Source organism: Bacillus sp. B-jedd (assembly GCF_000821085.1).
In the GTDB taxonomy this organism is placed as follows: Bacteria; Bacillota; Bacilli; order Bacillales; family Cytobacillaceae; genus Bacillus_D.
Window position 1 is genome coordinate 2253351 of record NZ_CCXR01000001.1, and the last position, 12611, is coordinate 2265961.

Annotated in this window: 10 protein-coding genes; 1 reads left to right on the forward strand and 9 read right to left on the reverse strand. The window is 44.1% G+C overall.

Annotated features, from left to right (window positions below):
• Nucleotides 1–25: 25 nt before the first annotated feature.
• From BN1002_RS11045 to BN1002_RS11070, 6 genes are all read right to left on the reverse strand, one after another.
• Complete coding sequence (locus BN1002_RS11045) at nucleotides 26–2620, reverse strand: DEAD/DEAH box helicase (RefSeq protein ID WP_048825079.1); 2595 nt, start codon at nucleotides 2618–2620, stop codon at nucleotides 26–28.
• A gap of 105 nt (nucleotides 2621–2725) precedes the next feature.
• On the reverse strand, nucleotides 2726–3394 hold the full coding sequence (locus BN1002_RS11050; RefSeq protein ID WP_048825080.1) for a TerC family protein: 669 nt from the start codon (nucleotides 3392–3394) through the stop codon (nucleotides 2726–2728).
• A gap of 335 nt (nucleotides 3395–3729) precedes the next feature.
• A complete protein-coding gene (gene ppdK / locus BN1002_RS11055) occupies nucleotides 3730–6399 on the reverse strand; it encodes a pyruvate, phosphate dikinase (protein WP_048825081.1) in 2670 nt (889 codons plus the stop codon).
• Nucleotides 6396–7217, reverse strand: coding sequence for a pyruvate, water dikinase regulatory protein (locus tag BN1002_RS11060; protein WP_048825082.1), 822 nt, complete (start codon nucleotides 7215–7217; stop codon nucleotides 6396–6398). The genes ppdK and BN1002_RS11060 overlap by 4 nt, the downstream gene beginning before the upstream one ends.
• 24 nt (nucleotides 7218–7241) lie before the next feature.
• Nucleotides 7242–7880, reverse strand: coding sequence for a transcriptional regulator CcpN (locus tag BN1002_RS11065; protein ID WP_231575024.1), 639 nt, complete (start codon nucleotides 7878–7880; stop codon nucleotides 7242–7244).
• 142 nt (nucleotides 7881–8022) lie between these two features.
• The gene (locus BN1002_RS11070) at nucleotides 8023–9429 is read right to left on the reverse strand and encodes an FAD-binding domain-containing protein (protein WP_048825084.1); all 1407 of its coding nucleotides are present in this window, start codon (nucleotides 9427–9429) and stop codon (nucleotides 8023–8025) included.
• A 185-nt stretch (nucleotides 9430–9614) separates the two neighbouring features.
• Between BN1002_RS11070 and BN1002_RS11075 the strand changes: the two genes are divergently transcribed.
• On the forward strand, nucleotides 9615–10433 hold the full coding sequence (locus tag BN1002_RS11075) for a YitT family protein (protein ID WP_048825085.1): 819 nt from the start codon (nucleotides 9615–9617) through the stop codon (nucleotides 10431–10433).
• Between the two features lie 111 nt (nucleotides 10434–10544).
• Here BN1002_RS11075 and BN1002_RS11080 read toward each other — a convergent pair whose 3' ends face one another.
• The 3 genes from BN1002_RS11080 to BN1002_RS11090 all read right to left on the reverse strand — a co-directional run bounded on the left by BN1002_RS11080 (nucleotide 10545) and on the right by BN1002_RS11090 (nucleotide 12528).
• Nucleotides 10545–11297 carry an exodeoxyribonuclease III gene (locus BN1002_RS11080; protein ID WP_048825086.1) on the reverse strand — a complete coding sequence of 251 codons (753 nt, stop codon included), beginning with the start codon at nucleotides 11295–11297 and terminating at the stop codon, nucleotides 10545–10547.
• 76 nt (nucleotides 11298–11373) lie between these two features.
• Nucleotides 11374–11811, reverse strand: coding sequence for a peptidylprolyl isomerase (locus BN1002_RS11085; RefSeq protein ID WP_048825087.1), 438 nt, complete (start codon nucleotides 11809–11811; stop codon nucleotides 11374–11376).
• 204 nt (nucleotides 11812–12015) lie between these two features.
• Nucleotides 12016–12528, reverse strand: coding sequence for a mismatch-specific DNA-glycosylase (locus BN1002_RS11090; RefSeq protein ID WP_048825088.1), 513 nt, complete (start codon nucleotides 12526–12528; stop codon nucleotides 12016–12018).
• Between the last annotated feature and the right edge of the window lie 83 nt (nucleotides 12529–12611).

The following is a 12611-nucleotide window of genomic DNA, read 5'->3' on the forward strand; positions in this document are numbered from 1 at the left end:
TAAGTTCGCTTTTATTCCATATAAATTAGTATTTCCCAAACGTTTTTTTGTTTTTTCTGAAATGATTTTTGTTTCGCTCCTGCGTCTTATGGCATTCATCACAAATCGGAAAACGGTGATCATTCCCAAGCGCTTTTTTGCAAATTCGGCATTTTTTTCCGTGGGTTTTTGTTACATCCTTCAATTGTTCATGCACTCTGTCACTAACCTGTTCGCGAATCCTTTCCCAGTAAACGGCTTCCGTCCTTTTTCCTAATTTGTATAGAAACAAAAGATGCAGACCCAAGGCCTTATAGCTTAATTCCATTTCCTCCAGGGTCCGATTTTTCAACTCCGGCTCAGGTAGTTCATTGCCATCAGCAATCGCGGCAATCGTTTCGAGCCATTGTTCCGTCAGTTCGGGTTCCCTTGCTGAAAAAGGCAAATGCAAATAACCATATAACTCCATCATCGGAAACCTTGTCTCTATCATCGTTCCTTCAATAAACTGATAGCGGCTCCGTTCCTCGGCCAGGTCAGCTTTTCTTGTTCCGGGTGGACTGGCATACTTTTCCCATAAATCAAAGAAATCGCCAAGGCTTCGGCTATATTTTTGAAATCGTTCAAAAACAGAGGAAGTAGGCGCGATCGCAAAGACATCGACAGGCTGATCCTCAGCTTGCAGAAGTTTTTTCATTTTTGGGATTTCCGATACAAATGCGACCCTGCCCTGATCATAAATTCCTTTTCTTCCAGCCCTTCCCGCAATTTGCTTAATCTCTTGTGAGGAAAGCCACCTTCTTGCCGTTCCGTCAAATTTTTCGTTTTCCAAAAAGACGATCCTTCTAATCGGAAGATTTAAGCCCATACCGATGGCATCGGTTGATACGATGATCGTTGTCTCGCCAGCTTGAAAAAGCTGCATTTGCTTTTTTCTCGTTTCCGGTGGCATGCTCCCATAAATCATACTTACCTTATGGCCATTGCTTTGCAGGATAGCAGCAGTGGCAAGCACCTGCCTGCGTGAGAAACAGACAAGGGCATCGCCTTTCCTTGCTCTTTTAAGGGTAAACTCCTGATCTTCGACTCTCAACGGCTCATCCCGCGTATATTCAATTAATTCGTACTTAGCATCGCCAAGGAGCTGGATCAGCATTTGCTTGATATTTCTGCTGCCTATGATATGGACCTCTTGGGCATTCGCTTTCGTAATGGCCTTGTACCAGGAAAAACCCCTGTCCTTATCGGCAATCATTTGTGCTTCGTCAATCACGGCGACTTCGTAATAGTCCTTCTCATGAAACATTTCAACTGTACAGGAAATATGGCTAGCGCCTGGTGCTGATTTTTCCTCTTCACCGGTCTTTAGAGAACAAGGAATCCCTTCCCCGTTAAGGCGGTCGTATATTTCAAGAGCAAGCAAGCGCAGGGGGGCTAAGTAAATGCCGCTTTGGGCTTTCTTCATTGCCGACAGTGCCCGATGGGTTTTGCCGGTATTTGTTTCTCCAATGTGCAGCACGTATTTTACAGCCTTATTGGCAGCAGGCCTGTATTCACTTCCGAAAACATCCTCGAGCATTTTCTGTTCTTCCGCTGCCTTCCGCTCAGCTTCCGCTTTTTCCTCGGCAAGCTTTATTTCACGGCCAGCCAAGTCACCTTCATAGATGGTTTTATGGGTTTCAGGGTCAAATGGAATAGGCGCCAATTTAAGAAGGTCGGAAACATACTCTCCTTCTACTTCCTCCATGAATTTAGCGGCAAGTACATCAGCAGTGTCGGCGATGATGACTGAGAGGAAACCCTCTTTTTGTGTGCTTTCATCACAGGCCAATTGTTCCGCGAGGGTTGCTGGGAGGTTATTCGTAATCAACCGGGAGGCATTTCTTAAAACTGTCTGCTTGACTAAATGTTCATATGGATAGAAGTATCTTTCATACTCATAAAAATACCTTCCGCCATATAAAGTTTTATGGATGCTTCCGGTCAGCTCGTTAAAAAATTCCCCAACCCGCCTGTAATCAGCATGATGGAAGGAGCCTGATTCCTGAAGTTTCTCTTCAAGCATGAAAGGATCTATCCATTTAAACCTTTTCCCGTTTTTAAAATCATTATCAAGCTGAACTGCCAAAGCATGTCTCGTATGCAAATACAATATGAGCTCACTATCCTGCAACTGCTCTTCTGCCAGTTTAGTAATGGTCACTGTCAGCTCCAGACGAGCACTATGCACTTTTTCTGCTTCTTCCCGTTCCTTAAGCCTCTTTTTTGCCTGCCTATACATACCCGCCCATTTCCCATGGTCCTCCGGCATTTCATCCGATAACCAGGCAATTGCGTCAAATGGGCGGAATTGTCTCATCTCGTTCCTGAATAAGCTGTTTAGCAGCTTTTTTTCAATACCTTCAGTGACAAACCCTTGCTCTTGCAAAAAATCTTTTTTAACTTTTTTCGGCACATCCGCTGTCACTCTATTAAGCCATACATTTAGCCATAATTGTTCTAAATACGAAAAACGCTCCTCCACATAATCTTCGGGGGATGGAAGTTTTTCCTTGGTTTCCATATATCTCATCAAATCTTCTATGATTTTGTTTTTTGTATTATTTATGGCTTTATCATAAGCAATTATTATTTCTTCCATTAGGGAGCTCCTTACTTATTGGTCAACGTCTTTCTTTTTAGATTACCCTCAAAAAAAGGAACCAATCTGTTAGATTAGCTCCTTCCTTTAGTTCCGAATCTGCTTTTATTCGGTTGTTTTCCTTCTTGATTTGATGACTCTGCCAACCATGAGGACTGCCAAAACAATTAACAGCTCGAATCCATATTTTACGAAAGGATTTGCAAAATAACCCTTCATGAATGGCTCACTGACAATCATTTTTGATGCTGTCCAGCCAAGAACGGCTGCGCCAATGGTAATAATGACCGGGAATCGATCAACCCATTTTAGGATTAAAGTGCTTCCCCAGACAACAATTGGGACGGAAATCAGTAATCCAAGAACCACAAGGACGAAATCTCCATGTGCAGCTCCGGCAACGGCAAGGACATTATCAAGACCCATTAACGCATCAGCCACAATGATGGTGCGAATGGCGGCCCAGAAGCTTTCCCCGGCTTTGACGTCATGGCCCTTTTCTTCGGTAAGAAGTTTAATGGCAATCCAAACGAGCAATACTCCACCAGTCAAAAGCAAGCCAGGGATTTTCAATAACCACACAACGATTAATGTGGCGGCTGCCCTGATGGCGATCGCCCCGAATGTCCCCCAGATAATGACCTTTTTCTGCTGATGTTTAGGCAGATTCCTGGCAGCAAGACCTATCACAATCGCATTATCCCCTGCCAGCACAAGATCAATCATGACAATTGCCATGAGGGCAGTTAAAAACTCCATTGAAAAAAACTCCATCTTAATTCAGTTCCTCCTTGTCGGATCGTGCAGTAGTTAGTTCTCATAGACATTCCCACGCTCTTTGATAGCCTGCATTATGAATGTTCCCTATTCGTTGGTATTTACATTCATAATAAAAGAGCCCCTGCCATCCGGCAAAGGCTCTTTTTGAGAAAAAAGACCTTTACCTTTGACAGGTAAAGGTCTTGCTAACAACATCACTGCTGCCAACAAAGCCGGAGGCCGAGACCTCGAAATGACGACTTTGCTGTAAAAGCTACTCCCCTTTATGCTTATCCTATAAGATAGGAAAATAATAAACTATCTGGGCGAAAAATTCAAGCATTAGGTTGTTAAGCATTTAAAACAGGCGTTTCAGCAACCTTGCCATGCCGGATTGTCGCCTGGGCGGCGGCCAGCCTGGCCAATGGCACCCTGAATGGCGAACAGCTGACATAGTTAAGGCCCATGCGGAAAACAAAGTCAATCGAACTCTTTTCTCCGCCATGTTCGCCGCAAATCCCGGTCTTCAAACCATGCTTTGTTTTGCGCCCAAGTTTAACAGCCATTTCAACAAGCTTCCCTACACCATTCTGGTCAAGGACAGCAAATGGATTATCCGGCAACACTTTATCCTCGATATATGCCTGGAGGAACTTTCCTTCCGCGTCATCACGGCTATAACCAAATGTCGTCTGTGTCAGGTCATTCGTCCCGAACGAGAAGAAATCGGCTTCTTCGGCAATTTCGTCAGCAGTAAGGGCCGCCCTCGGAATTTCAATCATCGTTCCGACTGTATATTCGAATACCCTTCCTGTTTCAGCCTGGATTTGTTCCGCCGCCTCTATGACAAGCTGACGCATTTGCCTTAGTTCATGCACATGGCCGACAAGCGGTATCATAATTTCAGGCTTAACCTTAATCCCTTTTTCAGCCACAGTCGCGGCGGCATAGAAAATAGCCTTAACCTGCATAGCGTAGATTTCCGGGTTGACCATCCCAAGGCGGCAGCCCCTGTGTCCAAGCATCGGGTTGAATTCATCAAGCTGGCGGACCTTCTTAAGCAGAAGTTCCTTTTCTCTCAATTCAGGCGATTCGGGATCAAGGATTTGGAGCTTCGTGATTTCAACCAGCAATTCTTCCTTATCCGGCATAAACTCGTGTAATGGCGGATCGAGGAGGCGAATCGTGACTGGGAGTTCTTCGATTGTCTCAAAAATTCCTTCAAAATCGCCCTGCTGCATTGGAAGCAGCTTTTCGAGCGCAGCGCTTCTTTCCTCAAAGCTCTCTGACAATATCATTTCCTGCACAACCGGTACCCTCGCGGCATCCATAAACATGTGCTCTGTCCGTGTCAGGCCAATGCCCTCTGCACCAAATTCAAGCGCCTTTCTAGCATCTTCCGGATTATCAGCATTGGCCCTTACTGAAATGGCGCGAACCTCATCTGCCCAGGAAAGGAGCTGTTGAAATTCATCCGAAAGCTCTGGTTCTATCATTGGGATTTCACCGAGCATCAATTCACCGGTTCCCCCGTCAATCGTAATAATATCGCCATGGTTAACGATAGTATCCCCAACCTGAAATACTCTTTCTTTCAAATCTATTTTGAGGGCTTCACAACCACAAATACATGCTTTGCCCATTCCCCGCGCTACTACTGCGGCATGGCTGGTCATCCCGCCCCGGCTTGTGACGACAGCTTGGGCAGCGATGATTCCATGGATATCATCAGGAGTTGTTTCCGGACGGACTAGAATGACTTTTTTACCCTCTTTGTTCAGAGACTCCGCTTCATCCGCATCAAAAACGACAATACCTGTCGCAGCTCCAGGCGAAGCTGGCAGTCCTTTTGCCAGGCGGATCCGTTCGAATTTGTCATCAATCCTGCGGTGCAAAAGTTGGTTCAATTGGTCTGGGTCCACTCTTAAAAGGGCGTCATGCTTTGAAATAAGGCCTTCCTCAACCATTTCAACCGCAATCCGAATTGCCGCCTGCGCTGTTCTTTTCCCAGTCCTGGTCTGGAGTATATAGAGATTTCCACGTTCTACAGTGAATTCAATGTCCTGCATATCCCTATAATGCTTTTCGAGTTTTTTACACAATTGCGCAAACTCGCTATATACTGCCGGCATTTCTTCTTCCAGCGTTCTGATGGGCTGGGGCGTGCGGATGCCTGCTACAACATCTTCCCCCTGCGCATTGATCAAATACTCGCCATATAACGTATGCTCGCCAGTTGATGGATTTCTTGTAAACGCGACGCCAGTGCCTGAATCATTTCCCATATTTCCGAAAACCATACTTTGGATATTGACAGCGGTTCCAAGATGGTCAGGAATTTTATTCAAGTTCCTATAAACAATGGCCCGCTGATTGTTCCATGAATCAAAGACAGCATTGATTGAAAGGAATAATTGCTCGGCTGGATCCTGAGGAAAATGTTTTCGAGTATGCTTTTCAACTATTTTCTTGTAGCCTTCGATTACCTCAACCCAGTCGCCTGCCTTCATTTCCGGATCGGACTCATAGCCTTTACGCACTCTCGTTTCTTCAAGGTATTGTTCAAAGAAAAACACATCAACACCAAGTACGACATCACTGAACATCTGAATGAATCTTCGATATGAATCGTAAACAAAACGCGGGTTTCCAGTGAGTACCGCCATCCCTTTCGCTGTTTCATCATTCAGGCCAAGATTTAAAATGGTATCCATCATGCCAGGCATTGAATGAACAGAGCCGGAACGCACTGATACAAGCAGTGGATTTGCCGGGTCACCCAAGTTCTTTCCTGTTTCAGATTCCAGTTTCTTCAGTGCCTCCAGCACCTGCGATACGACCTCGGCGGGAATTGTTTTCTCCGCTTCATAATAAGCATTGCAAGCCTCTGTTGAAATCGTAAACCCAAAAGGAACAGGAAGGCCGATTCTGGTCATTTCCGCCAGGTTCGCACCTTTGCCTCCAAGTAATTCCTTCATTTGGCTGTTGCCTTCATTAAAAAGATAGACATATTTTTTCATCGGGTTGAACTCCTTTCAATTTTAAGGACATCTAGAATTAGGCTTGCGGTTTCCTCTACTGCTTTATTAGAGACATTTATGATTGGGCAGCCAACCCGTTTCATGATTTTTTCAGCATAATCAAGCTCATCCAGAATTCTCTCCAGACTGGCGTAATTTGCATGTGAAGTCAGCCCTAATGCCTTAAGCCGTTCTTTTCTGATGGCATTTAATTTATCGGGTGTGATGATGAGTCCGACACACTTGCCTCTCTGGATTGAAAAAATTTCTTCCGGCGGAGCCACTTCCGGTACGAGCGGCACATTCGCAACCTTATAGCGATGATGGGCGAGATACATGGATAAAGGCGTTTTCGAAGTGCGCGATACTCCAATCAGGACTATATCCGCTTTTTCAATTCCGCGCGGATCCCTGCCATCGTCATACTTGACCGCAAATTCAATCGCCTCCACTTTCCGGAAGTAATCGTCATCTAGCTTTCTCATCAGCCCCGGACGGTGCTGCGGTTCTTTATCGAACTTTTTAATGAAAGCTTCCATTAGCGGGTTCAACAGATCAATCGCAGTAATGCCTTCTTCCCTTGTCCGTCTGTCCAGATATTCCTTCAGAGCCGGAACGACTAGAGTATAAGCAATAAGCGAATTTTCATGCTTCGCCATCATGATGACATCTTCAAGATCTTCTGTGTCTTCAACATACGAGCATCTTCGTAACGCGATATTCCCGCCATTGAACTGGGTTGCAACAGCCTTTACAACAAATTCAGCAGTTTCACCGACAGAATCAGATATTACATAAACTGTTTCCTTGCCTGCCACTTGCACATTCACTCCTTTACAGGGTCATTGTCCCAGGTTTTCAAGATAGGCTTTGGTTATGGTTGTTTTTGTAATTCTCCCTAGAACTGCATATGTATGGGTCCCTTTATCGATTTCTTTTACAACAGGAAGGGAATCAATCTGAAAATCAATCATTTTTTTTGCTGCATTTAATAATGTTTCCTCCTGTTTTATCATCACGATATTAGGCATCCTCGTCATAATAATATTGACTGGCAGTTCTTCGGGATTTTTGCCATTGAGAGTTGCTCTTAATAAATCTTTCCGGGAAATGACACCCGCAAGGTACCCGTTTTCATCCACCGCATAAATGGTCCCTACATCTTCAAGAAAGAGCTGTACGATGGCATCATATACGGTGGCAGAAGTCGGGATCACAATAGGGTGGGCTTTATATTCCGACACTTTTTGCCTGGAAGCCTTGGCGGCGTGGAAGGAAGAGCGCGCTTCTTTATTGACAAAGTAGCCAACCCTTGGCCTCGCTTCAAGACTTCCCGCCATTGTTAATATCGCCAGGTCTGGGCGTAAAGCCGCCCTGGAAAGCGAAAGTTGCTCAGCGATTTTCTTTCCGGTAATAGGTCCGGATTGCCGGACAATGTCCATAATTGCCTCCTGCCGTTTGGACAGTTTAATGGAACACACCTCCCTATCTCCTTATCATTCTAGCTTAAACAATCGAAATAACTTTAAATGTGTTACAATTATTCTTAATTAGTATATTACATTTAAGCGAATATGGGAATAATAACGTGCATTAATTTGTGGCAAAATCTTTAACAATCTATTAAAATTCCGAAAAAAGGTTAAATGTGAGCTGTCCATGGGAATCTTCATCGTTCTCCGTTGATCTTGCCAGATCTTTTTTCTTATCCAATACGTCAGATTGGCAGGAAAGTGATTTGTAGCATTGATCTGGGTCAATAATTGGCGCAGGATATCCCAGCCTGAAAAATCCAGGAAAAAGCCATGGCTCATGAATATACCGTTCCGGCAGGCCTTCCAATTCCGGCAGGAATCTTTTAATGAACGACCCATCTGGATTGATTTTCCTGCCTGCTCTTACAATATGAAAATAGTTTGAATTGCCCTTAAGAGCTGCTGCCATTTCTATTTGGTCTTCGTGGATGGGTGGGTCATAATCTAGTGATAGTGATCCAAGCAGTCTGGATACTCGCGATTTTTCAAGCCCTACACAATTTATTGCAAAAAAAGCAACCAGTCTTCTGAGGACAAATGGAAGCCAGCCTGTTTTCATAAGACACGTTATTGAAGCGTCTATTATCGGAATGCCCGTCCTGCCCTCTTTAAGGCTTTCATAGTCTTTTTGCTGCTTCTTCCCTTCCCAAAGAACAGGTGAATTTGCCTGTCTATCTCCCAAATCCGTTTTAATTAAAAGAAATCGTTTATACAGATTGCGAAGAAAGGCATCTAACGCCTTTTGTTGGCTCAATGGAGGGTTTTCCTCTAATAGCTTAACTGTCCCTAATACGACAAATTTCAGGGATATGTTCCCCCAGGCAAGGTAGGGAGAAAGGCGGCTGGAATAAAGTGATTCTTTTAACGGGCTATTTTTTGCGCTAAAATATTTTACATGCCTGTCGGAAAGGAACGATTCAAGTGTTTCTATAGCATTGCCTTCTCCTCCGGCCTGCCCAAACCGGATGAACTCACCCTCTGGCTGAACACGGTTAAGTATGCTTGATGACGAAGACAGCCAATCCGGGATTCGATTGGCCATGTTAATTTTGATTGGAGTGGTTACTTTCATGTGACTAATTTCGGCAAGCCATTTCTTAAATGTAATCGGTTGATTTCCTTCTATATCGGAGGAAGGATAATCAACGTAATAAACCCCTCTGTCATCCAGCCACTTAAAAAAATCAGGTTTTGGGAAACCAGCCCCGCTATGAAAAAACAAGTTAAAAGGCCCGTTTTCTTCAAAAATCCGCGCAAAAATTTCTTCAGCGTCCCCGTACGCTATAAACAATGTGCCGCCAAGCTCCTCAATGCTTCCTGCCAAGTCCAGCAAGCTTTCCTTCACGTATTCATAATGCCTGGCTGACAGATTCCCTTTCTTCCAAACAGTAGGTTCGATAATATACAATGGCAAAACCTCACCGAAAGTTGATGCTTTAAATAGAGGGTAATGATCCAACGTCCTTAAGTCCCTCCTGAACCAGACAATATTCATCTGCAAATCCCCCAATACCGATTAGCTTTTCTATACAATACCCTGCTTCCTGCCAGGGATTCTGCTAATAATAATTTTTATCTGCCGGGAATTTTCATTGTTCGTTAAATTTTCACTGGCATTGGTATGAATCGAACTATAGACTAGGACAGGAGTATGCAAAATTATCATCGAGGTGGAAAACAATGCGGCAAATTATATGGCAGGTTTTGGCCATAACATTCTTTACAGCCTGTATGGCTTTTGCTTTAAACACATTCCTTATTCCCCATCAAGTGCTCACCGGCGGGGTTGCGGGGATAGCTATTATCATTCATCATTTTGTACCGCTTGGCACTGGATGGATTATTCTCCTCATAAACCTTCCGCTCTTTTTACTCGGCTATTTTCATTTGGGTAAAAAATTCCTGGTGTTTACGATTTATTCTGTTATCTTGTTATCGCTTTTGATGAAGGTATTTCCAGTAGAGGCTTTTAGCAGCGACTTGTTGCTGTCGGGGATATTTGGAGGCGTCCTTTTCGGCACCAGTGTAGGAGGCCTTATCAGATTCGGCGGTTCTGCCGGCGGTATTGATATCATCAGTCTCATACTCGCCAAGCGAAAGGATTTGCCAGTAGGCGTTTTGATTACTTGGATCAACTTGTTTGTAGTCCTTTGCTCGGGAATCGTTTTCGGAGCGGATAAAACTCTTTATACTTTATTTGCCATCTTTGCATCAGGACGCGCCGTGGATACGATTCATACCAACCATATCAAATTGGCAGTTACGATTGTAACTGAAAAGTGGGATGATCTGAATGAAGCATTACTAAAACTTCACCAGCGCGGGATTACGATGACAGAAGCTGAAGGCGGATATACACACGAACCTAAAAAAGTCCTTACGACAGTAATCACAAAATATGAATTATCGGAAACTAAGGAAACAATCAGGAAGACTGACCCAGAGGCATTTGTGCATATCACGAAAGCAATCGAGGTAATGGGGCGGTTTAGGCGCTAGCTCTATTTTTTACCACACCGGAATAATTGAAGGAGTTATTATCAAGTGATACGACGCAAGGCAGTGAAACCTTGCTGGTGTCTGAAAAGCCAGCAAGGTTCCTTTCCGGCGCTATTCTAATTCGAGGATGACCGGACAATGGTCGCTGCCCATTATGTAACAGTCTATATGCGCATCTTTTAGCCTGTTCTCAAGTTTCCTGGATACGAGGAAATAATCGATGCGCCAGCCTATGTTCCTCTCTCTTACCTTGCTCATATAGGACCACCAGGTGTAGGCGCCTTCTTTATCCGGGTAGAAATACCGGTAGCTGTCAATATAGCCCGCTTCAAGAAGCTCCGACATTTTTTCTCGTTCTTCAGCCGTAAAACCAGAATTGCCGACATTTGATTTCGGGTTTTTCAAATCAATCCAGGCATGTGCTACGTTTAGGTCACCGCAAAGAATAGCCGGTTTCTTTTCTTCCAGAGAAAGCAAATGTTCCTTGATTTGTTCCTCCCAGCTTAACCGATAATCCAATCTTGCTAAATCACGCTGTGAATTTGGTGTATAAACGTTTACTAGGAAAAAGTCTTCAAATTCCAGCGTAATGATTCTTCCCTCGGGTTCAAAATCCATATCGCCCAAACCATATTGGACGCTTATTGGCTTTTGCTTGCTGAATACAGCTGTGCCGGAATACCCCTTCTTTTCAGCGTAATTCCAAAATTGATGGTATCCTTCCAGTTCCAGCGCGATTTGCCCTTCCTGGCATTTGATTTCCTGCAGACAGAAAATATCCGCATTAGCCTGTTGAAAATAATCCAAAAAACCTTTGTTTACACATGCGCGAATTCCATTTACATTCCACGATATTAATTTCATATTCCATTCCCCCAAAAATTAAAAAAGAGGCTGAGCCGGCCATATATCCGGCAGGCAGCCCCTTTATCAACCTTGTTTATTCTTCAAAGACCTCAACTTTTTCCATTACATCGCCGTTTCTCATTCTTCTGGCGGTTTCTAGCCCAGAAGTCACTTTTCCAAATACAGTGTGAACCCCGTCCAGGTGTGGCTGAGGTTCATGGACGATGAAGAACTGGCTTCCGCCTGTATCTTTCCCTGCATGCGCCATTGACAATGCCCCAGCAACATGTTTATGCGGGTTCCCTACTGTCTCACATTTAATTGTATAACCGGGGCCTCCTGTACCTGTCCCATGCGGGCAGCCGCCTTGGCTGACAAATCCGGGAATGACCCTGTGGAATGTCAATCCATTATAAAATCCTTTATTAGCCAAAGTTTCAAAGTTTTCTACAGTACCTGGTGCTTCTTCAGGATATAATTCGAATTGAATTTTTTCTCCATTTTCCATTGTAAAAACGCCTTTTTTTGCCATAAGAACATCTCCTTATCTCAGATAACAAATATGATACCATTTCTTTTTCCAAGAATGAAATAATTTGCCGGAACAAGCTGGTGGGAGTATTTGATAATTGGCCTTAGAGCGTGTTACAATGGCATTGCCCTTTCCGAAAATCGCTTGTTGCGGGACACTTAACCAGGTCGGACGGAAAGGGCAGGCGCTCCTTCGGGGGCGTCTTTATTTTTCCTTCAGCGTGGCAGCCAGGGAAGGCAATTCACTGTATATGCCGATAATTTCTTCTATTTTCATTCTGACGAGACCACTAGAAGAAGGCGCGACGAAATCGGCCGTGCCAGGTACTATTTGTTCCTGCTGCTCTCCCCACGGTATTTCTTTTTTCAAACTATATTGCTGATAAACACCCTTACCGACAAAACAGGCGATAAGAGGCTTGTAAAACCTGATTTTTTCTTTTAAAATTTCCCGGCCGTCCCGGTATTCTTCCTTTGTTATTTCTTCAGCCGACTTGGTGGGTCTTTCAACAATATTTGTCAGTCCGAGTCCGATTTCCGGAAGTAATAAATCTTCTTCAGGTTTAAATTTTTCGGGGGTAATACCCGCTTCATGAAGAATTTTCCAAAAACGATTGTTTGGACTGGCAAAATGGTGGCCGGTCATCCCGGAAAGAATGCTTGGGTTGAACCCAATGAAAAGGATGTCGAGGCCTGGTCTAATGTGATCTTGAAGCATTGGCTTTCCTCCATTTCTAGTTTTCTTTTCATCCTAATGAATTTAATTGCTTATGTATACAAAAAAGCCGCAAACGCGGCTTT